This is a genomic window from Silvimonas soli (assembly GCF_030035605.1).
In the GTDB taxonomy this organism is placed as follows: domain Bacteria; phylum Pseudomonadota; class Gammaproteobacteria; order Burkholderiales; family Chitinibacteraceae; genus Silvimonas; species Silvimonas soli.
This window is the reverse complement of record NZ_CP106736.1, coordinates 1090087-1117083: the sequence shown is the minus strand read 5'-3', so window position 1 is coordinate 1117083 and position 26997 is coordinate 1090087. Positions and strand designations below refer to the sequence as shown.

Here is a 26997-nt window from a genome sequence, read left to right as displayed (position 1 = left end):
TTTAACTCGCGTGCGGCGCCGGGGTGGCGCGAATCACCCGCAGCCTGCGTCGACGCATGCCACGCCAGATGGCCAGCACAAGCAGCAGCGCAATCACCACCAGTACTATGGGCAAGATTTTGGGCACCTTGGCCAGTAGTGGTGGCTCACCGCCTTTTCGCGCGGTGGTGACGTCTCCTGCGGTGACTTGCACCGCTGCGTTGCCAAACTGGCGTAAGGTGTAGTTGGCCAGCGCAGCGATATCGGTATCAGAGAGCGGGTTAACCAGGCTGTTGGGGCCAAAGCCAGGCATGAACGCGTGGCGACCATCAGGCAATGGCCGGTCAACGCCGTACAAGATGGCGGCGATCAGATTGCTGGCATTGGCATGGCCCAGCGTGGTGTTGTTACTGAGTGAAGGATAAGCGCCGTCGCTAGTGCCGCTGCCGGTGGTTTGGTGGCAACTGGCGCAATTGGCGCTGAACAGTTCAGCTGCACTGGTGGGCTTGCTGCTTTGAGTCACGCCCGAAGTGCCACGTAATGTCGCATCATCATTGGCCGGCGAGCCCCAGGCAAAGGCCGGTTTGATATCGTTGCCGTCGCGAACCGGATTGATGGTCTTCAGGTAAGTGGCAATGGCTTGCAGGTCGGTATCGGTCAAATAACTCAGGCTATTTGATACCGCCTCTGCCATTGGCCCGGCTGCCGCTGCTTTACGCGGCACATGGCCGGATTTCAGATACTGCATGAGCTCGGCATCACTCCAGCCACCAATGCCACTGGCGGCATCCGACGTAATGTTCGGCGCGTACCATGCGCCCAGCTGGCCGCCAGCAAATGCTGCGCCTTGTTTCTCCGCCATGAACACATTGCGCGGGGTATGACAGGCGCTGCAATGTTCCAGTGCGTCTACCAGATAGCGCCCACGATTCCATTCCGCGCTTTTGGCGGAGTCGGTTTCCAGCGGTTTCGGGTCCAGAAACAACCCGTTCCACATCGCCATCGACAAGCGGATATTGAACGGGAACGGCAATCTGGTTTTGCGGGCAGCGCCATCGACCGGCGCTACACCATGCATCAGATAGGCATACAGCGCGGCGACATCGTCAGACGTCATCTTGGCATAAGAGGTATACGGCATGGCCGGGTACAGATGCGCACCGTCTTTGCGTATGCCTTTGCGCAGCGCGTTATCAAAGTCGGCCAGTGTGTAATCGCCAATCCCGCCATTAACGGATGGCGTGATATTGGATGAGTAGATCGTGCCCAGCGGTGAAGCAATGCCATAGCCACCGGCAAACGGTTTATTGCTGTGGGGCACGGAATGGCAGGCGATGCAGTCGGCGGCACGCGCCAGATACTCGCCGTGTTTTATTTGTTCCGGGCTGGGCAAGGCGTCGGCCAGTGCCAGGGAAGACGTCGCCAGCAAAACAGCCAGGCCAACTGCACGCCAGGCGGGAAAAACAGCACAGATCAACATGGTGTCGGATTCCTCAGGTGCTGGATTTGCCCAAAGCGTGCTTGAGCGTATCGGCAATGCGCAGCGAGAGCGCGGCAATGGTCAGCGTGCAATTCACACTGCCGGCTGAGGCCATTACCCCACTGGTGGCCAGATACAGGTTCGGGTGGTCGTGCGCCCGGCAGTCGCCATCCACCACCGAGTCCTTGGGATTCTTGCCCATGATCACCGAGCCCATCAGGTGATTGTTGGGGGCGAACTCATCGTGGAACTCGATTTCCTCGCCGCCAAACAGGGCGGCGATTTTGGCGTAGGACTCGTGCGTATGTTCGGCGCTGCGCTTGGTGTAATCGCCAATTTTGTAGGTGATCTCCATACGTGGCAGACCCAGCGGATCTTTCTGGTCAGACAGCACCAGCCGGTTTTCCGGCTCCGGCAAAATGTCGTGAAAGCTGTTGATGTTCACCATATGCGCAGCGCGGCGGCGGATTTCATCATCCAGCGCTTTACCCACCAGACCCATAGACAACGCTTTGGCTGTCGCAGCACGGGTTTGCGACTGGTTGTTCAGATGCAGCTTTTTGCTGGCCCACTCGCGGCGAAAATCTCCGTCACGATGATCCACAATCGAGGTTAACTCCATCGGCCCGCGCCCCGGCCACAGTGGCTCGTTGGCGATAAAACTCACGCCGGTGCCCGGGTGATCCATCAAATTGCGACCGACTTGATCTGAACTGTTGGCCAGCCCGTTGGCAAACTTCTCGGTCTTGGACATCAACAGAATCTTGGCGGATTCGAGCGCGTTGGCGGCCAGCACAAAATACTTGCCAGTGACCCGATGGCTATTGCCGTCCGGGTCTTTGTAATTGGCGGCAATGATATTGTCGTGGGCGTCCACTTCCAGCTTGTACACCACGGCGTTGGTCAGCAGACGCGTGCCAGCGTGCTCGGCTTTGGCCACATGGACGATGCCGCTATACATGGCGGCAATGGGGCAGATCGGCATGCAGTTGTTATTGCCACAACAGGTCGGGCGCTGATCGTAGGGCTGGCTGTTGCGGGCGACCGGCTCCGACACCAGCTTGAAACCGTTGGCGTTCAACACATCATGAAAGCGCTGATCGTTGTACGACAGCGGCAGGTGATCCATCGGATACGGCTGTTTGCGCGGCGAGCCCAGATCAGTGCCATCGTTGGGGCCGGATACGCCCAGTTCCAGTTCTGCCTTGAAGTACCACGGCTCCAGATCGTCATAACTGATGCCCCAGTCCCGACCGACACCGTAGACCTCTTTCATGTGAAAGTCGCTGGGCAGAAAACGCCAGGCCGAAGCCGCCCAATGCCAAGTGGTGCCGCCGACCACGCGCAGATATTGCGAGGCGTAGGATTTGGCGTCTGGCCCTTTCAGGATCAGATAATTGTTGTCCGGGCCGTATTCTGGATGTGGCGCGTGTTTTGAGGCGGGGTAGGGGCGCTGGTTGTCATCTTTATTGGCGCCGTTGCGATAGTTCTCGACAATGCGCCAGCGCTCAAGCCGTGGGCCAGCTTCCAGCATGATTACCGATGCACCGGCGCTGGATAACTGATGCGCCACCAGCGCGCCAGCTACGCCGGAGCCGACCACGATCACATCGGCAGACAGGTTTTCTTCACTCATGTTGATCCTCGGGTCAGACCAATGGCGGTTTGGCCGACCAGTACAACGGCGCGGCGTGACAATAAGATGGCGGGGCAGTGGCGTCTTTGACCGGGTCGAACATCAAGGCGTCGGCATAAGTGATGACCACCGCATTGGCGCCTTCACCCACCACGCCGGTGTACCAGGCACCAATAATGGAATGCAGCGTCTTGGCCAGCTCGGGCTTATTCTGGTCCAGCGCGGTGGCTAATTCATCCACGCTATGCAGGCTGTTGGTTTGGGCTTCGCCGGCAATCTGCATGACCGTGTCGGCAAAGTTATTGTCTTGGGCGCCCAGCGCAGAGAAAAAGCGTTGCGCAATGCCGGCATCCAGTTGTTTGCGACCAGTCAGTAACTGCGAGAGATTCAGAAACGCTGCGCTTTGCGGTGTGGTGTCGGCAAACACGCGCCGCACCAGGCTACCGGAAAAAGTCAGCGCGCCCAGCGTAATCCCGGCGGCGAGCAGCAGGCGCCGTCGTTCGGGTTGGGGCGGACAGGACTGCGCATCAGCAAACAGCTTCATGCAACCTCCATGAACGCGATGATCGGGCTGACATTGCTATCAGACATCGCGCCAAACGATCACTGCGTTGGCCAAACCGGACAAGGCGCAGTGGTGTGTTGATCAGGACTGCGGGTATTTCGGCGTTGCAGGTAATGCGTGCTGATTGCCAATGGGCTGATGGTTTATTTGCAGTCGGCCAGCGTGGCGGGGTGGTGACTGCAAAGTGTCTTGGGGTCGAGGTGTTCTCACAAGCATCGGTGCGCCGCAAATCACGTAGGATTTTGCTGACGCAGTATGCTTGCCATGCACCTTCTTTCTTGTTGATGGCCCTGTCATTGTCAAGTAAGCCAGGCTGCGGCAAGCAAATAAGCCGGTCGTTCGGCACAAGTTGGGCATATCGCGTGGGGAGTTCGGCGGCGCGCTGCGGGGCGGCTGAAGGTGGATGCGCTATAATGCCGATCAACTATTTAATTGGCAGACAGGAACACACAATGGCACAAGATCCGAACCATCTGCTCTGGCTGGACATGGAAATGACCGGGCTGGATCCAGATAACGACCGCATTATCGAACTGGCCATTGTGGTGACTGACAGTCAGCTCAATATCGTTGAAGAAAGCCCGTCCTGGGCGGTGCATCAGCCCGATTCCGTGCTCGACGCCATGGATGACTGGAACAAAGGCACGCATGGCCGCTCCGGTCTGATCGACCGCATCAAGGCATCCTCCCTGAGCGTGGCCGACGTGGAGCGCGAGGCGCTGGCGTTTGTGGCGCAATACGTGCCGAAAAGTGCTTCGCCGATGTGCGGCAACTCCATCTGCCAGGATCGCCGTTTTATGGCGCGCGGCATGCCTGAGCTGGAAACCTGGTTCCACTATCGCAATCTGGATGTCTCCACCCTTAAAGAACTGTGCAAGCGCTGGCAGCCCGAGATTCATCGCCAGTTCAAAAAGCAGGGCAAGCACACTGCTTTGGCCGACATCCATGAATCGATCGAAGAACTGAAGTTCTACCGTGAACACTTCTTGCGAGTGCCGAGCGCACCGCTGGTAGTGGATTAAGCCCATACGAGCTTGAGTGATTGGCCCGCACCACGCGGGCCAATGTTTAACAACTCGTTCCAGTCTGCATTTTCGGTCGCATTGAAAAAATCATGTCCAGCGCCATTTATCCCACTTACGAATTAGCCGAAGAACTGGGCCGCCTATTGCTGGCTCGCGGTCAAAGCGTCACCGCAGCCGAATCCTGCACCGGCGGTTTGATCTCCGGGGCGATTACCGATGTACCCGGTTCCAGCTCCTGGTTTGAGCGCGGGTTTGTCACCTACGCCAACAGCGCCAAGATCGACATGCTGGGTGTGCCGCCAATGTTCCTCGAACAAGTGGGCGCGGTGAGCGAGCCAGTGGTCGCAGCCATGGCGCAAGGTGCCGTTGAAGCGGCGCAGGCGCAGTGGGCGGTGGCGGTCTCTGGCGTGGCCGGGCCGTCCGGCGGTTCGCCAGAAAAACCCGTTGGCACGGTCTGGTTTGCCTGGGCTACACCGTTTGGTATTGAAACCGAACGCAAGCTGTTCAGTGGCGACCGGCAAGACGTGCGCGGTAAAACAGTGGTGTACGCACTCAAGACGTTGATTGAATTTATCAAGGAAACCGCATGACCACGGTCGTGGTAGTCCGTAAAGGAAACGAGGTGGCCATTGCCGCCGACAGCCAGTCCACTTTTGGTGAAACCCGTCTGGGTGCCGGGCTGGATGCGCATTGGAACAAGATTTTTGAATCGCATGGCGGGCATTTCGCCATTTCGGGCAGCGCCGCCCATGATCTGGTGCTGCAAGCCGTGCTCAAAAAGCCGAAGACGCTGGATTTTTCCAGCCGCCCGGCCATTTTTGAGAGCTTTCGCAAGCTGCATTCTAAATTGAAAGATGATTACTTCCTCAAAACCGATGAGGAAGAGAACGACCCGTATGAATCCAGCCAGATGACCGTATTGATGGCCAATCCGCATGGCATTTACGGGATTTTCAGTTTGCGCGAGGTCTATGAGTACGAGCGCTTCTGGGCCATTGGCAGCGGTGCCGATTACGCCCTGGGCGCGATGCACTCACATTACGACAACCCGGAACTGGGTGCGGCAGACCTTGCCCGAATCGGGGTGGAAGCCGGTTGTGCTTTTGATGTGAATTCGTCATTACCCATGACCAATTACACCGTCAAGCTAGCCAAACGCTGATCAAGTCTGACTGGACGGACATCGGCAGAACGCAGGAACTCAGGAACACACCATGCAAGACATTCTGGAACGCTTTGTATTTGAAGAAGCCCCGGTGCGCGGCGAAATCGTTCAGTTGCACGACACCGTGAACGAGGTCATGAGCCGCCATAACTACCCGCCGGTATTGCAAAAACTGATTGGCGAATTGATGGCAGCCGCATCGCTGCTGTCAGCCACACTCAAGTTTGAAGGCACCATGATCATGCAGCTACACGGCTCCGGCCCGGTAAAGCTGATCGTGGTGGAATGCACTAGCGAAATGACGCTGCGTGCCACTGCCCGCTGGGATGGCGACGTGCCGGACGTGGCGCTGGGCGATTTGCTGGGTAAAGGCAAGTTTGTGATCACGCTGGACCCCGACGAAGGCGAAACCTATCAAGGCATCGTGGCCTATGAACCGGGTCAATCCGTGGCGCAGATCATCGAGCATTACATGCAGCACTCCGAGCAACTGGAAACGCGCATGTGGCTGACCAGCCAGCATGGTGGCGCTGCCGGTTTGCTGGTACAGAAAATGCCCGCCGGTAAAGGCGATGCTGATGCGTGGGAACGCGTGCAAAAGCTGGCCGAAACCATTACCGACGAAGAACTGCTGGGCCTGACTCCGCGCGACGTGCTTTATCGGCTGTTTAACCAGGAAATCGTGCGCGTGTTCGATCCGCAAACCCCGCGCTTTGCCTGCACCTGCTCGCGTGAACGCGTTGGTGGCATGCTCAAGATGGTAGGGCGGGAAGAAGTGGAAAGCGTGATCGAAGAACGCGCCAAGGTCGATGTCACTTGCGAATTCTGTGGCAAGGAATACGAGTTCGATGCCGTAGACGTGGCGCAGCTGTTTGCTGGCCCCGCCGCCGTGCCCGCCGGGCCGCAAGTGCACTAAATATTATTGATTTGAATGACAGAAACGGGCGCCCCATAGCGCCCGTTTTTTATTGCCTGAGCCGGTGAGCGTTGTGCAAATTGCGACGGGCTGGCCATCACATTCTGCGAAATTGGCGTAGTTCAGCCACAATGGTTACATGCATTTGTTGTGCTCGCGCCCTGCATCTCCAAGCCAGGCTGCGGCCCAAGTCCATGAAGTAGCAAGTTTTTAGCCTGGAAAGCAAGGAGCCTGGCAGTCAACATCGCCAGCCCGGTTTTCCGTTGTTGATGAACCTGGTTACGGAGTGACGCATGAAAGCATGCTGGATTCTGGCTGGCGCCTGCAGTTTGTTGATCAGTGCTCTGGGACACGCCGATGGTGACGTGATCCGCCTGGGCAATCTCAAGTTTGCCCACTACGGCGCCATCTCCTACATGAAAGAAATCGCACCCAAATGCGGGATCAAGATTGAAGAGCGCATGTTTGCCAAGGGGCTCGATATCATCCCGGCGATCATGGCGGGGGAGATTGACGTCGCTGCCAGCGCTGCGGATGCCGCCATTGCCGGGCGTGCCAGCGGCGCGCCGATTTATGCTGTAGCCGGTTTTGCCAAAGGCGGCGCACGCATCGTGGTGGCGAAAGATTCACCCATCAAAAAAATGGCGGATTTCAAAGGCAAAAAAGTCGGCGTGGCCCGTGGCGGCGCGCAGGAATTGCTATTGCTGGCTGAACTGGCCAAAGTCGGTTTGAGCTGGTCTGACCAGCCGGGCAAAGACGTGCAGATTGTTTATCTGCCCTTTGCCGATCTGAACCAGGCGCTCATGCAAAAGCAGATCGACGCCATGGCGCAATCCGAGCCGCAAGCGTCCCAAGCCATCAACAAAGGCTTTGGCACTGAACTGCTCAAGCCTTATGACACGCCAATGGGTGAGCCCATCCGCACGCTGGTGATGACCGAGAAGTTCTACAACAACCGCGCGCTGGCGCAAAAATTCATGCAATGCTTTGTGCAGTCCACCAAGGTCTTTATGGACGATCCCAAGCTGGCCGAGAACTATGTGCGCACCAATATGTTCAAGGGGCAGATTACGGCGGACGATTACCAGGATGCCATTGCCAATTCGCCGTTCGCCTACGAACTGACTACCGAGCATATCCAGACCACCACCGACTTCATGGTGAAGTATGGCGTAGGGCGCATGGCCAAGCCGCCGGTGGCCAAAGACTGGGTCAAGCTTGATCTGCTGGACCAGGCCAAAAAATCCCTCAATGTGAAATAAGGCGTGCCCGTGGCTGAATCGAAACTGCGGATCGGGTTGCGTGGTTTGTGGGTACCGCTGGCGCTGCTGGTGGCATGGCAAAGTGCCGCAATGCTGGGCTGGTTGAATGCGCAGGTGTTGCCGTCGCCGTGGCAGGTGCTGGTGCGCTGGTGGGCTTATCTGGCGCCAGCCGCGCCTTTTGACCCGGCGCAAGGCGGCAAGCTGGCCTGGATTTTTTCTGGCGAGTTGATTCACGACGCCATGGGTAGCCTGGGGCGGGTGATCAGTGGTTTTGCCATTGGCGCGGTACTGGCGCTGCCGCTGGGTTTGGCCATGGGCGCCAGCCAGCGCGTGAATGACTGGTTTAATCCGCTGATCCAGTTGTTGCGGCCCATCCCGCCAATCGCGTATATCCCTCTCTCTATCTTGTGGTTTGGTCTGGGCAACCCGCCCGCCATCTTTCTGATTGCCATTGGTGCGTTCTTCCCGATTCTGATGAACACGGTAGCGGGCGTGCAGCATGTGGACGAAATCTACTTACGGGCGGCGCGCAACTTGGGCGCGGACCGTTACACGCTGTTTACCCGGGTGATCATGCCTGCCGCTACGCCGTACATCCTTTCTGGCGCTCGCATCGGCATGGGTACGGCGTTTATTGTGGTCATCGTGGCGGAGATGATCGCGGTGAACAACGGACTGGGCTTTCGCATTCTGGAAGCACGCGAGTATTTCTGGTCGGACAAGATTATCGCTGGCATGTTCAGCATTGGCCTGATCGGGTTGGCGATTGATACGGTGATGAGCCGCCTCAACCAGCATCTTTTGCGCTGGCATCGCGGGCTGGAACGGGACAGGGGATAACTGATGGCCGCTGAGACGCAAATCCGCATCCAGCAAGTCAGCAAGGTATTTAGCTCGGCTGGCGGCGACGTGCAGGCGCTGCACGATATCAATCTGGATATCCCGGCTGGGCAGTTTGTCTGCTTGCTGGGGCCATCCGGGTGTGGCAAATCTACGCTTTTGAACGCGGTAGCCGGGTTCTCGCCGGCGACTTCCGGCGCAGTATTGGTGAATGACGTTGCGGTCACAGACACCGGGCCGGATCGCGGCATGGTGTTTCAGGAGTACGCGCTGTTTCCGTGGATGACGGTGGCGCAGAACATCGGTTTTGGTTTGCAGATACGCAAAACCCCCGCCGCCGAGATCACTGCCACGGTGGATCGGTTACTGGATACGCTCAAGCTAACCGAATTTCGGGAGCGCTTCCCCAAAGATTTATCGGGTGGCATGCGCCAGCGTGTGGCCATCGCCCGCATTCTGGCGCTGGATTCGCCCATCATGCTGATGGATGAACCCTTCGGCGCGCTCGATGCACTCACGCGCCGCAGCTTGCAGGACGAACTGCTGAAGATTCACGCCACCTGGCGCAAGACCGTGCTGTTTGTGACTCACAGCATCGACGAGGCAATTTATCTGGCCGACCGAATTGTGGTGTTGTCATACCGGCCCGGCACAGTGAAGCTGGATGTGGCAGTGGATCTTCCGCGCCCGCGTGATCCCAGCGCGGAAGGCTTCAATGCGCTCAAGCGACAATTGTCGGAAGTGGTGATGCACGAACAGGCCCGACATCAGGACGATGAGCTGCGCGGGATTACATCGTAGGGTGGATTCGGCGCAGCCAATCCACCTCGGGGCCAATATCCAGCATCAAATGGGTTGCTGGCCGCGTTAAAACCCGCTACCCGGTTTGGCCAGGTGCGCCAATTCCGCAGGCGTACTCTCGCGCTTCATTACCGCGTTTCGATGTGGAAAGCGCCCAAACTCCTCAATCACCGCATGATGGCGCACGGCATAGTCGTAATAGCCTTGCATGACTGGGTCATCTTTCCAGTGCTGCATCAGCGCCACGCAGCGTTGCTGGTCCGGCAAATGTTCGGAGTGTTCCAGCGGCAAATAACAGAACACGCGCTGGATCGGGGCAAGTTGTTGATCCCAGCCGCGTTCAATAACCAGCTGTGCCCAGTGGCGGGCACGCTCATCAAAGGCAAATGCCTGGGCGGTACCGCGATATAAATTGCGCGGAAATTGATCCAGTAAAATGATCAGTGCCAACGCGCCACTGGCATCGTGTGCCCAGCTATCCAGCTTGCCTTTGCCAGCCTCAAGTAACGCGGACTGAAAATGCCGGCGGATGGCATGGTCGAACATGTCGTCGGCCTGAAACCACACTTTGCGCGGCTGGCCGAAATCGGGGTCATCCGGACAGCCAAACCAGAAGGCCAGTACGGTAGCGGGCGTCACCGCATGCGGGCGGCGGCCGGATTTTACTTTGCCTTCCGGGCTGGCGCGGTGAATCAGCGGGGCGTCATTCATTCGTTCACTCCAAAAGGCAGCCAGACAAATGCTGCGATGCTACTGGCATGCAGGATACCGCCTCTGGCCGGTTGCGGCCAAAACTCACGCCACATGCCAGCCCGGCAAACTTGACCCGACAGCGCGATGCGGTAGACTTGCGCGATGATTTTTTACCACGAACCGCATCCTTCTTACCATTGGTGGCGCTGCAGATAAGGCAGCACTGCGGTTACGTCCAGATCACACCAGATATGTTCAAACCCGGAGTCTGCCATCAGGCCGCACCGGGTTTTTTTATGGGCGCCCAGCAACAGGCATGGGCCGCCGCTTAGCCGGAGATTTGTAATGTCTGCCCCAGCTGTAACTTCCAACGACATCATCCTGACCGGCGATCGCACCACCGGTCCTTTGCATTTGGGTCACTTTGTCGGCTCGCTGCAAAACCGTGTGCGCCTGCAGGATGTCTGTAAACAATATTTGTTGCTGGCTGATGCCCAGGCGCTGACCGATAACATGGGCAATATCGCCAAGGTGCGCGACAACGTCATTCAAGTGGCGCTGGATTACCTGGCAGTGGGTATTGATCCGGCCAAAAGCACCATCTTTATCCAGAGCCTGGTGCCGGAACTGACCGAACTATTCTCGTATTATTTGAATCTGGTCACCGTGGCGCGGCTGGAACGCAACCCGACCATCAAAGACGAAATCAAACTGCGCGGTTTTGAGCGTGATATCCCGGCTGGGTTCATGACTTATCCGGTGGCGCAGGCTGCTGATATCACTGCGTTCAAGGCCACAGTGGTGCCGGTCGGTGCGGATCAGATTCCGATGATCGAGCAAACCAATGAAGTGGTGCGCAAGTTCAACGCCAGCGTGGACGCTGAAATTCTGGTGGAATGCCGCGCGCTGGTGCCGGAAAACGGCTCGCGCCTGCCGGGTATTGATGGCAAGGCCAAGATGTCCAAATCGTTAGGCAACTCGCTCACGCTGGGCGCCAGTGCCGACGAAATCAGCAAAGCCGTGAAGATGATGTACACCGACCCCAACCACCTGCGCGTCGCTGATCCGGGCCAGGTGGAAGGCAATGTGGTGTTCACCTATCTGGATGTGTTTGATACCGATATTGAAAAGGTTGCCGAATTCAAAGCGCACTATCAGCGCGGTGGCTTGGGCGATAGCGTGATCAAACGTTACCTGGAAGAACGCTTGCAAGCCCTCCTGGAGCCGATCCGTACTCGTCGCGAAGCGCTGGCAGCGGACCCGGCTGCGGTGATGGAAATTCTGCGGCAGGGGACTGACAAAGCCCGTGAGCAAACCGCAGCGACGCTGGATGCGGTGAAGCGGGCGATGGGGATTGTTTATTTTTGAGTGAGGTTGTGGCTGTTTTGTTGGGTGGGTTAGCTGATGAGGCGTAGCTCACCCTGCAGAGCCGTTTGTTGTTGAATGGATGGTTGTAGCCCGGATGAAACGTAGTGAGAATCCAGAGAGCTATGTTTCAACGGAGCGCTGTTTGTCAGTGCCTTCGGCACGGTGTTGAAAGGCATTTGATACCCGGTGGTGACCGGGAGCACGTTTCTTTTCTTTGCGTCGCCAAAGAAAAGAAACCAAAAGAAAGGCGACCCCGCTGCCGCAAGGGGGCCCAACGTCAAAAGCCGAAGCAAACCGTCTGTTTGCTTAAGTTCTTTGCGCGGCTCCGCCGTTCCCTTGGTTGGCCGGAGCCTAAGGTCTCCGGCTCTCGGTCGGCGTGGTTTGCATAACGGTATGCCTAGGTCAGATGCAAGAGCAAGAGCGCCAGCTCTTCGCATCCCAACTACCTCGTCATTCCCGACCTCGGCGGTCCCCTTGGCGGGAATCTTGTGCACTGGTGGTTGCCCGCAGCGGCAACAATAAACAGGCACTGCCCGCCAACAGAGGTGTGTTTTCCGTCCCTTGGTACTACCTCCCCGCATTTGGCAGCCACCAAACGCATCAAACCGGCCATAACCATTTAAAATCCCACCCTTACTCCAACAAGGCCAAGCTTCATGCCAGCATGTGACGTAGTCGTAGTAGGCGCAGGTGCCGCCGGCATGATGTGTGCGGCCACTGCCGCCCAGCGTGGTCGCAAGGTGCTGTTGATTGATCACGCCACCAAGCTGGCCGAGAAAATCCGGATCTCGGGCGGCGGGCGCTGCAATTTCACTAATCTGGATGCGCGCCCCGAATGTTATCTCTCGGAAAACCCGCATTACGTGAAATCAGCGTTGGCGCGGTATACGCAGCACGACTTCATCAAGCTGATGAATCGCTACCAGTTGCGTTATCACGAGAAAACGCTGGGTCAGTTGTTTTGCGATGATGGCTCGCAAGCCATTATCGATATGCTCAAGGCCGAGGTCGACGCCGGTGGCACGATCTGGCGAATGGGCACCGCGGTGCTGGCGGTGCATCAAGTGGACGGTGGTTTTGAGGTGGAAACGGCCAGTGAAACCTGGCGATGCGCTTCGCTGGTGGTCGCCAGCGGTGGCTTGTCGATTCCGCAGATTGGCGCGACCGCTTGGGGTTATGAAGTCGCCAAACAGTTTGATTTAGGCATCGTGCCGACCTTTGCCGCGCTGGTACCGCTGACTTTCCAGCCGCAAGATTTGTGGACTGAACTGGCGGGCGTGGCGATTGATGATGTTGAAGTCAGCTGCGGCAAAGGGCGCTTTCGCGAGGCGATCTTGCTCACGCATAAAGGCGTTTCCGGCCCGGCGATTTTGCAGATATCTTCATACTGGCGGGCGGGCCAGCCGATTACCATCAACTTGCTACCCGATGTGGACGTTGCGGAATGGTTGGCTGAAGCTAGCCGTGATGCACATCTAGTGACCGTCTTGTCAGAACGCTTGCCGCGCAGTTTTGTGCAGGCGTTTGTTGCTCGCTGGGGGCAGAACTTGCCGCTCAAGCAATACAGTCCCAAGCAATTGGCGAGCCTGGCGCCGGCTTTACAAAACTGGCAGATCATCCCTTCTGGTTCAGTGGGCTACAAAAAAGCCGAGGTGACGCGCGGCGGGGTGGATACACGGCAGCTGGATTCAAAAACCATGATGGCCAAAGCGGTGCCTGGTTTGTACTTCATTGGCGAAGTGGTAGATGTGACCGGCTGGCTGGGCGGTTACAACTTTCAGTGGGCGTGGTCGTCCGGCTTTGCTGCAGGCAGCGCGGCTTGATCATGTTGGACAACAAAAAAGGCATCCTGCGGGATGCCTTTTTTGCGTCTGCGAGTGCGGCTTAACGCAAGCGCATGCGGCTCAACACACCGTCTTTGACCGCAAACTGATGCCACAAAGCAGCCAGAATATGCACTCCAACGAGGTAATAAACCGCGTTGCCGATAAATTCATGCACTTCTTTAACCGGGCTACGCAGGTCCGGGTTGGCGGCAATCAGATGCGGCAGGGTGAGGCCAAAAAAGGAAATCTCGCGCCCACCTGCCTGTACAAAGATGATCCCGGCCAGCGGTAAAGCAAACATCACCGCATACAACACCAGATGCAACACACCTGAGGCGAGCTTTTGCCAGGTTGGGCCGGGCAGAGCGGCGGGCACGGGTTGGGTAAAGCGCAGGTACACGCGTACTACTGCCAACAACAGCACCAGTTGCCCGGCGGTCATATGCACCAGTGCCAATGTGCTGCGTAACGGGTCGCCTTTGGGAACAAAGCTGCGGATCTCAATCGCCGCGAGTGCTACGACGAAGAGTAAAAAGATCAGCCAGTGTAGTGTCACCAGGCCCGGGGAGTAACGGCTTTGACGGATAGCCATGAACGGGAATTCTCCAGATTTGCAGGTGGCATGATAGTGCGACTGAAGGGCTTAACCTTTGCTTAACAACAATGCAAATGGCCCAACCGGTAAGGGTTGGGCCATTGACGTGTTTGTTAGCGTAAACCTAGCACATCTTGCATATCGAACAAGCCGGTGGGCTTGTCCGCCAGAAACCGCGCGGCGCGTAATGAGCCTTGAGAGTAAATGATGCGGCTGGATGCCTTGTGGGTAATCTCAACCCGCTCGCCCATGCCTGCAAACACCACCGTGTGATCACCCACCACGTCGCCGCCACGCAATGTGGCAAATCCGATAGAGGATGGATCGCGTTCACCGGTAATGCCTTCGCGGTCGTACACGGCGACTTCTTTGAGATCCCGGCCCAAGGCGCCGGCAACCACTTCGCCCATGCGCAGGGCGGTGCCGGAAGGCGCATCCACTTTCATACGGTGATGCATTTCGACGATCTCGATGTCGTAACCGGTAGCCAGAGACTTTGCCGCGACTTCCAGCAACTTGAAGACCAGGTTCACGCCCACGCTCATGTTCTGGGCGTAGACAATTGAAATATCTTTGGCGGCGGCGCTGATTTCATCTTTATCGGCTGGCTCAAAGCCCGTTGTGCCGATCACCACACTCACACCGTGTTCGCGGCAGACCTTGAGGTGTTCCAGCGTGGCTTGCGGGCGTGTGAAGTCGATCAGCACGTCGGCGTGCGCCAACGCTTGCAGATCATCAGTGATCAGGACGCCGGACGTTTTGCCCAGGAAGGCGGTCGCATCCTGGCCCAAGGCCGGGCTGCCTGCGCGATCAAGCGCCACGGTCAGTTGGCAATCCGGTGCCGCGCTAACGGCTTCAAGCAGCATGCGACCCATACGTCCGCTGCTGCCGGCAATGGCGATCTTCAAAGACATGGTTTTACGTATTCCACAAAGCAATTACTTGAGCGGTGCGACATCCACTGCAGAAGCTGCCGAAGCGCGCGCTACTGGCGTTGCGGATGACAACGCAGCGGCAGCAGCAACGGGTTCGTCCAGTGCCATTGGCGCGCTGGCGCCATCGGTGCCCAGCTTGATCAACTTGGAAGCGGGCAGGGTTTCGCCTTCCCAGCTCTTGAGTTTGTCACCCTCGAACTCCACGTGGAAGGTAAGCTTCTCACGCAGCTTGCCGCCCTTGGCATCGCTGTAGATATAGTCCCAGCGATTGGCGTGGAAAGGATCGGTCAGCAGTGGCGTGCCCAGTACGAAACGCACTTGCGTACGCGTCATCCCTTCTTTGAGCTGTGCGACTTGATCTTTGGTGACCTCATTACCCTGTGGAATATCCAGTTTGTAGGGAGTGAGAATGTTGCCGATACTGCAACCGGCCAGCACTGTGGCGGTACCGATTGCTAAGAGAAATGGTTTGATATGCATGCGTCTTTGCTGTTTCACAACGTGGGTCGGTTGGAGCGGGTGCGGCAAACGCTATATCATAACCTGTTCTTGCTGCTTGCCGCAGCCGCCAGGTGCAACTTGTGATTTGCACCGGGTCGATGACCTAAACTAACGACGGGGTACACCATGAGTTCTGCCGCTGATTTGAAAGGTATGGGGCTGAAAGCCACCGGTCCCCGCCTGCGTATTCTCAATCTTTTCGAAACCAGCCCGCAACGCCATCTGACCGCAGAAGATGTCTATCGCCTGCTGCTGAATGAAAACATTGATATCGGCCTGGCCACGGTTTACCGGGTGCTGACCCAGTTTGAACAGGCCGGGATTCTGGTTCGCCATCACTTTGAAACCGGCAAAGCCGTGTTTGAAATGAATCAAGGCGGTCACCATGATCATCTGGTTTGCCTGAAGTGCGGCAAGGTAGAAGAGTTTTGCGATCCGGAAATCGAGAAACGCCAGGACGCCATTGCGCTTAAGCACAATTTTGAAATCCAGGATCACGAAATGTATCTGTACGGTTTGTGTGCCGATTGCCGCATCAAGTAAAAACCTGCATCGATAACCTGACCGTTTATCAGTTGTACCGTTGTATCGGGGGAGGGCGCGGGTGATCGGCTGGCTGGATGACACTGAGCGCTTTCCGCCATTGCAGCACGCGCTGCGTGAGCCCAATGGTTTGCTGGCAGCGGGCGGCGATCTATCTGCGCCGCGCTTGCTAGCTGCCTACCGGCAAGGCATTTTCCCTTGGTATATGCCGGGCGAACCCATCTTGTGGTGGAGCCCGGATCCGCGCATGGTACTCATCCCTGCCGCGCTGCATGTCCCTGTTTCTTTAGGTAAAACACTGCGCAACAAGCCTTATCGCATCTCCTTTGATCAAGCGTTTGATCAAGTCATGCAAGGCTGCGCCGCACCGCGCCAAGGCGAAGATCTGACCTGGATCAGCGATGAAATCCGCGGCGGTTATGGCCAGTTGCACGATTTGGGTTATGCCCACAGCGCCGAATGCTGGATGGATGGCGAGTTGGTCGGCGGCCTGTACGGCGTTGCCATCGGCAATATGTTTTATGGCGAATCCATGTTTGCCAGCCGACCCGATGCGTCCAAGCTCGCCTTTGTGCATCTGGTTCAGTATTTGCAGTCGCAAGGATTTGGCATGATCGATTGCCAGATGCATACTGAACACTTGGCGCGCTTCGGTGCGAGCGAGATCGAGCGCAGTCTGTTTATAGAAAATCTGACCCGGCTGACTGCCGCACACCGAGAACCGGGCCGCTGGCAATACGATTTCCATAATCCGGGAAGCTGATATGAATCCGCGTGGCCACACGCTGCAGCTGCAGTTTTACGCGACTACTTCTTATCCGTGCAGCTACCTGCCCGAGCGCATGGCACGCTCGCAAGTAGCGGTGCCCTCTGAACTGATTGATGCCAGGACCTACAGCCAACTGGTGCTGCATGGTTTTCGGCGCAGTGGCCAGTTTGTTTACCGTCCGCATTGTGATCATTGCCAAGCGTGCGTGCCAGTGCGTATCCCCACTGCCGACTTCACGCCAGATCGCGCCCAGCGCCGGGCGCAGAAACTGCATGGCAATCTCAAAACCCGTTTGTTGGGACTGGAATATTCCGAGGCGCATTTCCAGTTGTATCAGCGCTATCAACTGGTGCGCCATGCGGGCGGTGGCATGGACCAGGATAACCGCGAGCAATACGAGAATTTCATCCTCAAAAGTAACGTCGCCAGCTTTCTGGCTGAGTTTCGTGATGACACGGGCGTGCGTATGGTCAGCCTGATCGACCAACTGGATGACGGTTTATCGTCGGTCTACACGTTTTACGATCCGGATGCTGTGGGCGCCAGCTTTGGCGTGTTCAATATCCTGTGGCAAGTGGGACTGGCCCGCCAGCTTGGCTTGCCGTATCTGTACCTGGGATACTGGATCGAAGATTGCCGCAAGATGGCCTACAAGACGCGTTATCAACCAATGGAAGGGCTGGTGAATGGCGAGTGGCAGCGGCTGGCTGAGTTGCCGGCGACCACCAAAACGCGGTGAAGCGCGGATTATCAAAGTAGGCCCGATCAGGTCGCACCGAATGGTCGGCAAACAAAAAAGCCAGGCAATGCCTGGCTTTTTTGTTTGCAGTAGAACCAGAGCCGTATCGCCGCCTTAGCTAGCCAGCCCGTTATGGCGCAGCAGTGCGTCGGTTTGCGGTGCACGACCACGGAAGGCGATGAATGACTCCAGCGCTGGCCGACTGCCGCCACGCGCCAGCACTTCCTGTCGGAAACGCGCGCCGGTTTGCGGGTTCAACACGCCGGATTCTTCAAACGCGGCATAAGCATCCGCCGACAGCACTTCCGCCCATTTGTAGCTGTAATAACCGGCAGCATAACCGCCAGCAAAGATATGGCTGAAGCTATTGGGGAAGCGGTGATATTCCGGCACGGCCGGGGCGTCGAATTCGGTCAGCAGCTTGAAGTAGCGCTGCAAAGCTTGCGGGCCGACCGTATCCATATGCAGTTCCATATCGAAAATGGAGAACACAATCTGGCGGATCATGCCGGTGCCAGAGAGGAAGTTCTTCGCCGCCAGCATTTTCTCAAACAGCGGCTCGGGCAACGATTCCCCGGTTTCCACATGTTTGGTCAGTTGCGGCAGCAGTTGCCATTCCCAGCAGAAGTTTTCCATAAACTGGCTTGGCAGTTCAACCGCATCCCATTCCACGCCGTTAATGCCGGACACATCACGCTCGTCCACCTCAGTCAGTAAGTGGTGTAAAGCGTGGCCGGTTTCGTGGAACAGTGTGATGACGTCATCGTGCGGCAGCAGCGCGGGTTTGCCATCCACGCCTTGGGCAAAGTTGCACACAATCAGCGCGACTGGCGTTTGCACGCTGCCATCCGGCAATAGATGACGGCTGCGCACTTCGTTCATCCACGCGCCGCCTTGCTTGCCTTCGCGCGCGTACATATCCATATACAGGCCGCCAACCAGGCTGCCATCCTTGTTGCGCAATTCGAAATAGCGCACATCCGGATGCCAGACGGGCGCTTCGGCCGCCACAAATTGCAGGCCGTATAGCGTTTCGACTAGATGGAACAAACCGGCGATGACGGTTGGCTCGGTGAAATACTGTTTTACTTCTTGTTCGGAGAACGCATAACGCGCTTCGCGCAGTTTTTCTGCGACAAAGGTTTGATCCCACGATTCCAGCTTATCCAGGCCAAGTTCATCCTGGGCAAAGCGCAGTAGTTCAACGCGATCCGCCTGCATGAATGGCTTGGCGCGATGGCCCAGATCACGCAGGAAATCGAGCACTTCAGCCGGGGAATCGGCCATTTTGGTGGCCAGCGACTCTTGACCGAAATTGGCAAAACCCAGCAGTACTGCGGCTTCCTGACGCAGGGTATGGATTTGCTCGATCAGCGGCGAGTTGTTCCAGTCATCCTTGCCAAACTCAGCCGCGCGCGTGGCGTACGCCCGATACAGCTTTTCCCGCAGCGCACGGTTGGTGGCGTATTGCATGACCGGAAAATAACTCGGCATTTTCAGCGTGAGCTTGTAACCGGGTTTGTCGTCGGCTTGGGCCGCAGCACGAGCGGCGGCGAGGTTATCTGCAGGCAGGCCATCAAGCTCTTTGGCGTCATCAATAAACAGCGCAAATTCGTCAGTGGCATCCAGCACGTTTTGCGAAAAGCGCGTGGTCAGTTCCGAAAGCTTTTCGGCGATCTCTTTAAAACGTTCTTTCTGGGCGGGCGGCAATTCGGCGCCAGACAAGCGGAAGTCGCGTAGCGCATGGTCAATCACCACGCGGCGCGCTTCGGTAAAAGCGGTATATTCCGGGCTGGCAGCAATGGTTTTGTAGTGCGCGTACAGCGCCTCGTTCTGTGCCAGTTCGGTAAAGAAATTGGAGATGCGCGGGATATTGCCGTTGTAGGCTTCACGCAGTTCCGGCGTATTGACCACGCTTTCCAGGTGCCCGACGGTGCCCCAGGCGCGGCCCAGATTTTCCAGCGTTTGATCCAGCGGCACCACAAAACTGTCCCATGTCGGGTTAGTCAGCACTTCTGCTGCTTTTACGGCTTGGGCCGCTGCTTGCAGCAAGACATCCAGCGCGGGGGTGATATGTTCCGGGCGGATTTCGGCATAACGCGGCAGGCCGGAAAAATCGAGCAGTGGATTGGTTTGGGGCATAGGTGGACTCGTTTAAAATGTCGGGATCATGAAATGCGTTGGCATTGCGTCGATAGATTAGATGGAACCGGCCATGCTGGTTGCCACTCGAACCCACCGGAACTGTGTCTGGATTGGCTGATTTGTTAGCGGGTAACTAGATAGTCTAGATGTACGCGCCTCGAACAATTATCAAGCGAGAATTGTATGGCAGTCGAAAATTTTGAGTCTTATGAGCCGCTGGTTCCGTCGACAGCGTGGGTACATCAGTCCGCACAGGTGATCGGCGAGGTCACGCTAGGCCAGAACGCATCCGTATGGCCGGGCGCGGTGGTGCGTGGCGACGTGAACTTTATCCGCATTGGCGACGATAGTAACGTGCAGGATTGCAGTGTGCTGCATACCACCCACCGCCGCCCGGAAGACCCGGAGGGCGCGCCCTTGATCATTGGCGATCGCGTGACTATTGGCCATGGCGTAATGCTGCATGGCTGTACGATCGGCAACGAATGTTTGATCGGGATGGGATCAATTGTGCTGGATCGCGTAGTGGTGCAAGACCACGTCATGCTCGGCGCCGGCTCATTGGTGCCACCAGGCAAAGTGCTGGAGTCAGGCTATCTATATGTAGGCCGCCCCGCCAAACAGGTGCGACCACTGACTGCGCAGGAGATCGCCCACTTTGCGTACTCGGCGCAGCACTATGTGAAGCTGATGCGTAAATATCATCTGCGGGATTTGAGTACGGTGCGGGATAAGGAACACGGCTAGACCGTTTTTTAGTTGTGCCCAACAAAACAAAGGGAACCTGCGAGGTTCCCTTTGCTTATGCGCGCTCTCTAATCGAGCTTATTGCAGTGGCAGTTGCATCCACAAATACGCTTGGCCTGGAACACGAAGAACCGTAATCAGATTTTTGCCATAAATCGGCGCGCTCTGGGTGCCTTTATTGACGACGTCAATGGTGGCCAAGCCGGTATAGGACGTGCCATAAACAAGATGGCAAGCTGCCGACTGGGCCACAGTCAATGTGACGTTGAAAATGTTCTTCTTGCTGCTTGGATCAACTAGCGTGATGGTGCCCGAGTAATTACAAACGCCGACGGAACCCGATGTCACCGTGGTACCAGTGAACGAGCCATCTTGGGCCACGATAACTTTGGCTGGAAAACCGTCACCCCAAGTGCCTGCCACGCTTGCTGCAGTTGTTGCGAGTGCATTGGCCGGTGCGTAGGTATCAAAAACAAACGAAGAGCCCGCAGCAGTATCGGTTAGCGAAGTTTTTGCAACAAACGTACCGCCATCATTGAATGCAGTGACGTTGCCAGATGCCAGTTGTTCGGCAGGCGAGGCCACCCAATTGGTGCCAGCCGGAGTTGCCGTGCCACTCCAGTAGGTGTTTGACGTGCTGTCAATCGCCACGAACTTGCCATCAGGCGCGACGATAGCCAGACGCGGATTGGATGAAGTGGAGAGTGAACTCTTCCAGTACCCCTCAAAGCCATTGCCGACCGCAGCGGTAGAGCCCGCATCTGGCGCGCTCAGGCTAGGTGGTTGAGGCTGCGGGGTTGGAGTCGGCGTAGGGGCCGGAGTTGGTGTTGGCGCAGAAGTTGGCGTCGGCGTTGGGGTCGGCACTGCGGAATTCTGTGCAGGCGAACTGCTGTCGCTACCGCCACCACCGCCGCAAGCGGCCAATGCCAAAGAAAGTGCTATCCCGCTCAGTGCGAGTAGTTTGTTCATCTCGGTCCCCGATTAATTTATGTGATGTGAAATTCTGAAAACGGTGGAGATTGTAAATAATGTAAGGAAACAGAGCACCTTCTTGGATTGGTAGGTGTTATTTGCATACTGTAAGAATTTTTAAATGACTCTGCTCTAGCAATTAATTTGATGCGTCACGTTAGAAGACGATGAGAATTACGTTGGGTGATGAGCTGGATCACTAAAGGATTTTTTTGTTAACGCAATGATATTTAACAAAAAAATAATAATGTTTAGAAAAATAGAGCATTAGTAAAAGATGATATTTGCGCAGCAAAATCTCATCGGCGGTTATTCAAAATTTGCCCGGTAACCTTGAGTGTTTTGTAATTTTTAAAATAAAGTTAATGCTTTCGTTATTTGTAATAATTGGCCCCTGCGTTTTGCTAATGTCTTGAATTTAAGGGATTTCTAATATTTCTGCCGTCCGTCGATGAACGGCTGGTCTGTGTGTCGCAATGTATCGTAATGGATACAAAATTAGCGTGTAAATCCAGCGGGTTGCGAATCATTCGTAGTAAAAGTCTGTTCTGACGTATCAAACCTTTCCTGCCGCTCAATCGAGCAGCCTGTTCTTCCCGCTGGTTTCCCCCGTTTACACAATTTTTACACCCATCCCCACAAGCTTTACCCGCCCTTTATCTCCCTCTCCCTACAGTTCACGGTGTCCAAAAGCCCTCAATCCGTGGGGCTATAACCCGCAAGGAGAAAACACATGGACGCTGTGTATCTGCTCCTCATCATCGTCTTTGGTGCGGCGATACAGGGGCTGGCAGTTTTCTGCAGGCATCTGGAGGCACGCAAATGAACTGGCTGTATTTAATGGCAACGGTAGTGTTCGTGCTACTGCTGGTCTATCTCGTTTATGCGCTGTTTAACGCGGAGGACGTGGCATGAACTCCTCTCCCGTGTTTCAGACCGTGCTGTATCTGGTGGTGTTGTTTGCGCTGGCATGGCCGTTGAGCCGTTTCCTGGCGACGGCGCTGGATGGCAGCTTGTCGCAACGCTTTGCCTGGTTGGGCCGCTCCGAGCGTGCCTTGTGCCGCGTTATTGGCGCCAATCCGGATGAAGACATGCCGTGGTGGCGTTATGCGCTGGCGCTGATCGTTTTTCATCTGATTGGTGGCTTGTTTGTCTACGCCCAGCAGCGACTGCAAGGCAGCTTGCCGTTGAACCCGGCCAATATGGGTGCGGTTAGCCCGGACTCATCGTTCAACACGGCGGTCTCGTTCCTGACCAATACCAACTGGCAGGGCTACAGCGGTGAATCCACCATGAGTTATCTGACTCAGATGCTCTCGCTGGCCACGCATAACTTCATGTCGGCGGCGACCGGTATGGCGGTGGCGATTGCGTTTATCCGTGGCTTTGTGCGCCGTAAAGCGGGTGGTGTGGGTAACGCATGGCTGGATCTCTATCGCTCCACCGCTTATATCTTGCTGCCCATCTCCCTGGTGTTTGCCGTGTTCCTGGTGGGGCAGGGCGTGATTCAGAATTTTGATGGTTACAAGGATGCGAAGCTGACCGAAGCGGTCGCGTATCAAATCCCCAAGACCGGCGCTGATGGTCAGCCAGTGAAAGATGCCAAGGGCAACCCGGTGATGGTCGATGCCAAAACCGACGTGCAGACCCTGCCGATGGGGCCGGTGGCTTCGCAAGAAGCGATCAAGATGCTGGGGACCAACGGTGGAGGCTTCTTTAACGCCAACTCGGCCCATCCATACGAGAACCCGACGCCGCTATCCAACTTTGCGCAGATGCTCAGCATCTTTTTGATCCCGGCGGCGCTGGTGTTCATGTTTGGCCGCTGGGTCGGCGATACCCGCCAGGGGCTGACTTTGCTGGGTGCCATGACGTTGCTGTTTGTGGCCATGGTGGGCGTTGAATACTGGGCAGAAATCACCGCCAATCCGCTCCTCACGCATCTGGGCATGGATGGCAGCGTGGGCAATATGGAAGGCAAGGAATCGCGCTTCGGGATTGTTGCCTCGGCGTTGTTTACGGTGATTACCACGGCCGCCTCCTGCGGTGCGGTCAACACCATGCATGACTCGCTGATGCCAATGGGCGGTCTGGTGCCAATGTGGCTGATCAAACTGGGCGAAGTGGTGTTTGGCGGCGTGGGCGCTGGTCTGTACGGCATGCTTATTTACGCCATCCTGGCGGTGTTCCTGTCGGGCCTGATGATTGGCCGCACCCCGGAGTATCTGGGCAAGAAGATCGAAGCGTTCGAGATGAAGATGGTGGCCGTCGCCATTCTGGCAACGCCGTGTCTGATTCTGGGCGGGACGGCGTTATCGGTGATGCTGGATGTGGGTAAAGCCAGCATGGCTAACCCTGGGGCGCATGGTTTCTCGGAGGTGCTGTACGCGTTTGCTTCGGCGGCCAACAACAACGGCTCGGCATTCGGTGGGCTCAACGCCAATACGCCGTACTACAACACCATGCTGGCGATTGCCATGTGGTTTGGCCGCTTCACCGTGATCATTCCGGTGCTGGCCATTGCCGGCAAGCTGGCTTCCAAGCCGCGGCTGGCGGTGACTTCCGGCACCTTGCCTACGCACGGCCCGCTGTTTGTGGCGCTGCTGGTCGGTACGGTGGTGATTGTGGGGGCGCTGACGTACATCCCGGCGCTGGCATTGGGGCCGGTGATTGAACATCTGCAATTGTTCGGTCATTGACCGCTGGATAACCAAATGACATCCGTAGCCCGGATCAAGCGAGCCCCTTGGGGGTACCTCCGCAAAGCTGCCTGATCTCACACATGGCCGTTGCGGCGGGGTAGCGAGAATCCGGGCTACGGGATGGTGGATTGGCCTGGCCGAATCTGCTCTACCGAAATCTGACTCATGGAGTCATGGAAAATGAGTAAAACCAATACCTTAACGCTGTTCGACCGCAAACTCGCGGTCCCGGCGATTTATGAGTCGTTCCGCAAACTGTCGCCGGTGGCGCAATGGCGTAATCCGGTGATGTTTGTGGTGTGGGTGGGCAGTGTAGTCACCACCATTCTCGGCATTCACGCGCTGGGTGGTCATGGCGAAGCACCGGCGGCATTCATTCTGGCGGTGGCGGCATGGCTGTGGTTTACCGTGCTGTTTGCCAACTTTGCCGAAGCCTTGGCCGAAGGGCGCGGCAAGGCGCAAGCCGCCGCGCTGCGGGCCACGCGTAAAAACGTGGTGGCCAAAAAACTGGCCAGCGCTGCACGTGAGGCCAAAGTCTCAGTTATCGATTCCAACTCGCTACGCAAAGATGACTGGTTACTGGTCGAGGCGGGCGATATCGTTCCGGCCGATGGCGAAGTGCTCGACGGCGTGGCTTCGGTGGATGAATCGGCCATTACCGGCGAATCCGCCCCGGTGATCCGCGAATCCGGCGGCGATTTCTCGGCGGTGACTGGCGGTACCCGTGTATTGTCGGACTGGCTGGTGGTGCGCGTTACCGCCAACCCGGGCGAGGCGTTTCTGGATCGCATGATTGCGATGGTGGAAGGCGCCAAGCGCAAAAAGACCCCGAACGAAGTGGCGCTGACCATTTTGCTGGTGTCGCTCACACTCACCTTCTTGGTGGTGTGTGCCTCGTTGTTGCCGTTCTCCATCTACAGCGTGACCGCCGCTGGAGCTGGTGCGCCGGTCAGCATTACGGTGTTGATTGCTCTGCTGGTGTGCCTGATCCCCACCACGATTGGCGGCTTGCTGTCGGCCATTGGTGTGGCCGGGATGAGCCGCATGATGCAGGCCAATGTCATCGCCACCTCTGGCCGCGCGGTCGAAGCAGCGGGTGACGTAGATGTGCTGCTGCTGGATAAAACCGGCACGATTACCCTCGGTAATCGTCAGGCCTCGTCGTTTATTCCTGCCCCGGGCGTGACCGAGCAAGAACTGGCTGACGTAGCGCAACTGGCCTCGTTGTCGGACGAAACCCCGGAAGGCCGCTCCATCGTCGTCCTGGCTAAAGAGCGCTTCAACCTGCGCGGCCGGGAGCTGCAAGACGCGTTGTTTATCCCGTTCACGGCACAAACCCGGATGTCTGGTGTAGATCTGGGTGTGCGCCACGGCAAGACCGATCCGGCACACGCTGTGGCTTTGGCCACGGATGGTAGTCAAGTTGCGACTTCGGTGACGGTGGCCCATGACCATGTGCGCCAGATTCGCAAAGGTTCGGCCGATGCGGTACGCAAATACATTCTGGAACTGGGAGGTGATTTCCCCAAAGCCGTGAATGACAGCGTCGATGATGTCGCCCGCCGTGGTGCCACGCCACTGGTAGTGGCCGATGGCAAAAAAGTCGTGGGCGTGGTTGAGCTCAAAGATATCGTCAAAGGCGGCATCAAAGAGCGTTTTGCCGAACTGCGGCAGATGGGCATCAAGACCATCATGATCACCGGCGACAACCGGCTGACTGCCGCAGCCATCGCGGCGGAAGCGGGTGTGGATGACTTCCTGGCAGAAGCCCGCCCGGAAGACAAACTGGCGCTGATCCGCGAACACCAGGCCGCAGGCCGGTTGGTGGCCATGACCGGTGACGGTACCAATGACGCACCAGCGCTGGCCCAAGCCGACGTAGCCGTAGCCATGAACTCCGGGACGCAAGCGGCCAAAGAGGCCGGCAACATGGTCGATCTGGACAGCAACCCGACCAAGCTGATCGAGATTGTCGAGATCGGCAAACAGATGCTGATGACGCGCGGTTCGCTTACCACCTTCAGCGTGGCGAATGATGTGGCCAAGTACTTTGCGATTATCCCGGCGGCGTTTGCGGTGACGTATCCACAGCTCAAAGCGCTGGACGTGATGCATCTGAACAGCCCGGCTTCGGCGATTATGTCGGCGGTGATTTTTAACGCACTGGTGATTGTGGCGCTGATTCCGCTGGCGCTCAAAGGCGTGAAATATCGGGCGCTGGGGGCGGGCCCACTACTGCGGCGCAATCTGCTGGTGTATGGCTTGGGTGGGTTGTTGGTGCCGTTTGTGGGGATCAAGGTGATTGATTTGTTGTTGGGGGTGGTGGGGTGGGTTTGAGCGCCTCGGCGGCTGTTGCATGACTGGGGATGTAGCCCGGATGAAGCGAAGCGAGAATCCGGGGAGCGATGCTTCAACCGAGGGCTGGATTTGGAGGCTTTCCAGTTAGTGCCTTCGGCACGGTTTGATTTTGGTACCGGGGGTGCCCGGAGCACGTTTCTTTTCTTTGCGTCGCCAAAGAAAAGAAACCAAAAGAAAGGCGACCCCGCTGCCGCAAGGGGCCCCCAGGTCAAAAGCCGAAACGAACCGTCTGTTTACCAGTGGTCTTTACGCGGCTCCGCCGTTCCCTCGGTCGGCCGGAGCCTGAGGTCTCCGGCTCTCGGTCGGCGTGGTTTGCAAAGCGGCATGTCACCGGAAACAACGGCAAAGGCTGATGGCAATTTGTTGACTCGTCATTCCCGCGGAGGCGGGAACCCAGTGCAAGAGGGATAACCAGCACTATACCAAGCAGACCCT

At 57.0% G+C, this 26997-nt stretch carries 25 protein-coding genes; 16 read left to right on the top strand and 9 right to left on the bottom strand.

What is annotated here, in order from left to right; all coding sequences use genetic code 11:
* Position 1 precedes the first annotated feature (1 nt).
* The 3 genes from N7220_RS05140 to N7220_RS05130 are packed head-to-tail and all read right to left on the bottom strand — an operon-like array spanning position 2 to position 3639.
* A complete protein-coding gene (locus N7220_RS05140; protein WP_283150392.1) occupies positions 2-1459 on the bottom strand; it encodes a c-type cytochrome in 1458 nt (485 codons plus the stop codon).
* Between the two features lie 13 nt (positions 1460-1472).
* Positions 1473-3095 (bottom strand): GMC family oxidoreductase, encoded by a 1623-nt coding sequence (locus N7220_RS05135; RefSeq protein WP_283150391.1) that lies wholly within the window; start codon positions 3093-3095, stop codon positions 1473-1475.
* A gap of 13 nt (positions 3096-3108) precedes the next feature.
* Positions 3109-3639: a sorbitol dehydrogenase family protein gene (locus tag N7220_RS05130; protein WP_283150390.1), complete on the bottom strand. Its 531-nt coding sequence runs from the start codon at positions 3637-3639 to the stop codon at positions 3109-3111.
* A gap of 473 nt (positions 3640-4112) precedes the next feature.
* Between N7220_RS05130 and orn the strand changes: the two genes are divergently transcribed.
* The 7 genes from orn (at position 4113) to N7220_RS05095 (ending at position 9669) form a co-directional block, all read left to right on the top strand.
* Positions 4113-4682, top strand: coding sequence for an oligoribonuclease (orn, locus tag N7220_RS05125; RefSeq protein WP_283150389.1), 570 nt, complete (start codon positions 4113-4115; stop codon positions 4680-4682).
* Between the two features lie 92 nt (positions 4683-4774).
* Positions 4775-5275 (top strand): CinA family protein, encoded by a 501-nt coding sequence (locus tag N7220_RS05120; protein ID WP_283150388.1) that lies wholly within the window; start codon positions 4775-4777, stop codon positions 5273-5275.
* Positions 5272-5847 carry an MFS transporter gene (locus N7220_RS05115; protein WP_283150387.1) on the top strand — a complete coding sequence of 192 codons (576 nt, stop codon included), beginning with the start codon at positions 5272-5274 and terminating at the stop codon, positions 5845-5847. Before N7220_RS05120 ends, N7220_RS05115 begins: the two co-directional genes overlap by 4 nt.
* Positions 5848-5899: 52 nt before the next feature.
* A complete protein-coding gene (gene hslO, locus N7220_RS05110) occupies positions 5900-6766 on the top strand; it encodes an Hsp33 family molecular chaperone HslO (protein WP_283150386.1) in 867 nt (288 codons plus the stop codon).
* 293 nt (positions 6767-7059) lie between these two features.
* Positions 7060-8028 (top strand): ABC transporter substrate-binding protein, encoded by a 969-nt coding sequence (locus N7220_RS05105; RefSeq protein ID WP_283150385.1) that lies wholly within the window; start codon positions 7060-7062, stop codon positions 8026-8028.
* 9 nt (positions 8029-8037) lie between these two features.
* The gene (locus N7220_RS05100) at positions 8038-8868 is read left to right on the top strand and encodes an ABC transporter permease (RefSeq protein WP_283150384.1); all 831 of its coding nucleotides are present in this window, start codon (positions 8038-8040) and stop codon (positions 8866-8868) included.
* A gap of 3 nt (positions 8869-8871) precedes the next feature.
* Positions 8872-9669, top strand: coding sequence for an ABC transporter ATP-binding protein (locus N7220_RS05095; RefSeq protein ID WP_283150383.1), 798 nt, complete (start codon positions 8872-8874; stop codon positions 9667-9669).
* Between the two features lie 66 nt (positions 9670-9735).
* Here the strand turns inward: N7220_RS05095 and N7220_RS05090 are convergent, their stop codons facing one another.
* On the bottom strand, positions 9736-10380 hold the full coding sequence (locus N7220_RS05090; RefSeq protein ID WP_283150382.1) for a DUF924 family protein: 645 nt from the start codon (positions 10378-10380) through the stop codon (positions 9736-9738).
* 327 nt (positions 10381-10707) lie between these two features.
* On the opposite strand from N7220_RS05090, the gene trpS reads away from it, so the two are divergent.
* Positions 10708-11730 carry a tryptophan--tRNA ligase gene (gene trpS / locus N7220_RS05085; RefSeq protein ID WP_283150381.1) on the top strand — a complete coding sequence of 341 codons (1023 nt, stop codon included), beginning with the start codon at positions 10708-10710 and terminating at the stop codon, positions 11728-11730.
* A 656-nt stretch (positions 11731-12386) separates the two neighbouring features.
* Positions 12387-13553 carry a BaiN/RdsA family NAD(P)/FAD-dependent oxidoreductase gene (locus N7220_RS05080; RefSeq protein WP_283150380.1) on the top strand — a complete coding sequence of 389 codons (1167 nt, stop codon included), beginning with the start codon at positions 12387-12389 and terminating at the stop codon, positions 13551-13553.
* A 61-nt stretch (positions 13554-13614) separates the two neighbouring features.
* Here the strand turns inward: N7220_RS05080 and N7220_RS05075 are convergent, their stop codons facing one another.
* The 3 genes from N7220_RS05075 to N7220_RS05065 all read right to left on the bottom strand — a co-directional run bounded on the left by N7220_RS05075 (position 13615) and on the right by N7220_RS05065 (position 15566).
* Positions 13615-14148, bottom strand: a complete 534-nt coding sequence (locus N7220_RS05075; protein ID WP_283150379.1) for a cytochrome b — start codon at positions 14146-14148, stop codon at positions 13615-13617.
* Positions 14149-14264: 116 nt separating this feature from the next.
* Positions 14265-15065 carry a 4-hydroxy-tetrahydrodipicolinate reductase gene (gene dapB / locus N7220_RS05070; protein ID WP_283150378.1) on the bottom strand — a complete coding sequence of 267 codons (801 nt, stop codon included), beginning with the start codon at positions 15063-15065 and terminating at the stop codon, positions 14265-14267.
* A gap of 24 nt (positions 15066-15089) precedes the next feature.
* Positions 15090-15566 (bottom strand): outer membrane protein assembly factor BamE, encoded by a 477-nt coding sequence (locus tag N7220_RS05065; RefSeq protein WP_283150377.1) that lies wholly within the window; start codon positions 15564-15566, stop codon positions 15090-15092.
* Between the two features lie 147 nt (positions 15567-15713).
* Here N7220_RS05065 and fur point away from each other — a divergent pair, with 147 nt between their 5' ends.
* The 3 genes from fur (at position 15714) to N7220_RS05050 (ending at position 17638) form a co-directional block, all read left to right on the top strand.
* Positions 15714-16130 (top strand): ferric iron uptake transcriptional regulator, encoded by a 417-nt coding sequence (fur, locus tag N7220_RS05060; RefSeq protein ID WP_283150376.1) that lies wholly within the window; start codon positions 15714-15716, stop codon positions 16128-16130.
* A gap of 61 nt (positions 16131-16191) precedes the next feature.
* Entirely contained in the window at positions 16192-16893 is a 702-nt protein-coding gene (gene aat, locus N7220_RS05055) for a leucyl/phenylalanyl-tRNA--protein transferase (protein ID WP_283150375.1), read from the top strand.
* 1 nt (position 16894) lies between these two features.
* Positions 16895-17638, top strand: a complete 744-nt coding sequence (locus tag N7220_RS05050) for an arginyltransferase (RefSeq protein ID WP_283150374.1) — start codon at positions 16895-16897, stop codon at positions 17636-17638.
* Between the two features lie 114 nt (positions 17639-17752).
* On the opposite strand, the gene N7220_RS05045 is transcribed toward N7220_RS05050, so the two are convergent.
* Complete coding sequence (locus N7220_RS05045) at positions 17753-19780, bottom strand: M3 family metallopeptidase (protein ID WP_283150373.1); 2028 nt, start codon at positions 19778-19780, stop codon at positions 17753-17755.
* A gap of 186 nt (positions 19781-19966) precedes the next feature.
* Between N7220_RS05045 and N7220_RS05040 the strand changes: the two genes are divergently transcribed.
* Positions 19967-20530 carry a gamma carbonic anhydrase family protein gene (locus N7220_RS05040; protein WP_283150372.1) on the top strand — a complete coding sequence of 188 codons (564 nt, stop codon included), beginning with the start codon at positions 19967-19969 and terminating at the stop codon, positions 20528-20530.
* Between the two features lie 78 nt (positions 20531-20608).
* On the opposite strand, the gene N7220_RS05035 is transcribed toward N7220_RS05040, so the two are convergent.
* Positions 20609-21499 carry a hypothetical protein gene (locus N7220_RS05035; protein ID WP_283150371.1) on the bottom strand — a complete coding sequence of 297 codons (891 nt, stop codon included), beginning with the start codon at positions 21497-21499 and terminating at the stop codon, positions 20609-20611.
* A gap of 825 nt (positions 21500-22324) precedes the next feature.
* On the opposite strand from N7220_RS05035, the gene N7220_RS05030 reads away from it, so the two are divergent.
* The 3 genes from N7220_RS05030 to kdpB all read left to right on the top strand — a co-directional run bounded on the left by N7220_RS05030 (position 22325) and on the right by kdpB (position 26541).
* The gene (locus N7220_RS05030; protein ID WP_283150370.1) at positions 22325-22417 is read left to right on the top strand and encodes a potassium-transporting ATPase subunit F; all 93 of its coding nucleotides are present in this window, start codon (positions 22325-22327) and stop codon (positions 22415-22417) included.
* Complete coding sequence (gene kdpA / locus N7220_RS05025) at positions 22414-24201, top strand: potassium-transporting ATPase subunit KdpA (protein ID WP_283150369.1); 1788 nt, start codon at positions 22414-22416, stop codon at positions 24199-24201. The genes N7220_RS05030 and kdpA overlap by 4 nt, the downstream gene beginning before the upstream one ends.
* 183 nt (positions 24202-24384) lie before the next feature.
* Positions 24385-26541, top strand: a complete 2157-nt coding sequence (kdpB, locus tag N7220_RS05020) for a potassium-transporting ATPase subunit KdpB (RefSeq protein WP_283150368.1) — start codon at positions 24385-24387, stop codon at positions 26539-26541.
* Positions 26542-26997 lie beyond the last annotated feature (456 nt).

Bases quoted from the DNA above. Each gene is read 5' to 3' on its own strand.
- N7220_RS05030 (WP_283150370.1), top strand. From the start codon at position 22,325: ATGAACTGGCTGTATTTAATGGCAACGGTAGTGTTCGTGCTACTGCTG.
- N7220_RS05140 (WP_283150392.1), bottom strand. From the start codon at position 1,459: ATGTTGATCTGTGCTGTTTTTCCCGCCTGGCGTGCAGTTGGCCTGGCT.
- kdpB (WP_283150368.1), top strand. From the start codon at position 24,385: ATGAGTAAAACCAATACCTTAACGCTGTTCGACCGCAAACTCGCGGTC.
- N7220_RS05080 (WP_283150380.1), top strand. From the start codon at position 12,387: ATGCCAGCATGTGACGTAGTCGTAGTAGGCGCAGGTGCCGCCGGCATG.
- N7220_RS05040 (WP_283150372.1), top strand. From the start codon at position 19,967: ATGGCAGTCGAAAATTTTGAGTCTTATGAGCCGCTGGTTCCGTCGACA.
- N7220_RS05090 (WP_283150382.1), bottom strand. From the start codon at position 10,380: ATGAATGACGCCCCGCTGATTCACCGCGCCAGCCCGGAAGGCAAAGTA.
- hslO (WP_283150386.1), top strand. From the start codon at position 5,900: ATGCAAGACATTCTGGAACGCTTTGTATTTGAAGAAGCCCCGGTGCGC.
- N7220_RS05035 (WP_283150371.1), bottom strand. From the start codon at position 21,499: ATGAACAAACTACTCGCACTGAGCGGGATAGCACTTTCTTTGGCATTG.
- dapB (WP_283150378.1), bottom strand. From the start codon at position 15,065: ATGTCTTTGAAGATCGCCATTGCCGGCAGCAGCGGACGTATGGGTCGC.
- N7220_RS05120 (WP_283150388.1), top strand. From the start codon at position 4,775: ATGTCCAGCGCCATTTATCCCACTTACGAATTAGCCGAAGAACTGGGC.
- kdpA (WP_283150369.1), top strand. From the start codon at position 22,414: ATGAACTCCTCTCCCGTGTTTCAGACCGTGCTGTATCTGGTGGTGTTG.
- trpS (WP_283150381.1), top strand. From the start codon at position 10,708: ATGTCTGCCCCAGCTGTAACTTCCAACGACATCATCCTGACCGGCGAT.
- fur (WP_283150376.1), top strand. From the start codon at position 15,714: ATGAGTTCTGCCGCTGATTTGAAAGGTATGGGGCTGAAAGCCACCGGT.
- N7220_RS05045 (WP_283150373.1), bottom strand. From the start codon at position 19,780: ATGCCCCAAACCAATCCACTGCTCGATTTTTCCGGCCTGCCGCGTTAT.
- N7220_RS05130 (WP_283150390.1), bottom strand. From the start codon at position 3,639: ATGAAGCTGTTTGCTGATGCGCAGTCCTGTCCGCCCCAACCCGAACGA.
- N7220_RS05065 (WP_283150377.1), bottom strand. From the start codon at position 15,566: ATGCATATCAAACCATTTCTCTTAGCAATCGGTACCGCCACAGTGCTG.
- N7220_RS05105 (WP_283150385.1), top strand. From the start codon at position 7,060: ATGAAAGCATGCTGGATTCTGGCTGGCGCCTGCAGTTTGTTGATCAGT.
- N7220_RS05095 (WP_283150383.1), top strand. From the start codon at position 8,872: ATGGCCGCTGAGACGCAAATCCGCATCCAGCAAGTCAGCAAGGTATTT.
- orn (WP_283150389.1), top strand. From the start codon at position 4,113: ATGGCACAAGATCCGAACCATCTGCTCTGGCTGGACATGGAAATGACC.
- N7220_RS05075 (WP_283150379.1), bottom strand. From the start codon at position 14,148: ATGGCTATCCGTCAAAGCCGTTACTCCCCGGGCCTGGTGACACTACAC.
- N7220_RS05050 (WP_283150374.1), top strand. From the start codon at position 16,895: ATGAATCCGCGTGGCCACACGCTGCAGCTGCAGTTTTACGCGACTACT.
- N7220_RS05135 (WP_283150391.1), bottom strand. From the start codon at position 3,095: ATGAGTGAAGAAAACCTGTCTGCCGATGTGATCGTGGTCGGCTCCGGC.
- N7220_RS05115 (WP_283150387.1), top strand. From the start codon at position 5,272: ATGACCACGGTCGTGGTAGTCCGTAAAGGAAACGAGGTGGCCATTGCC.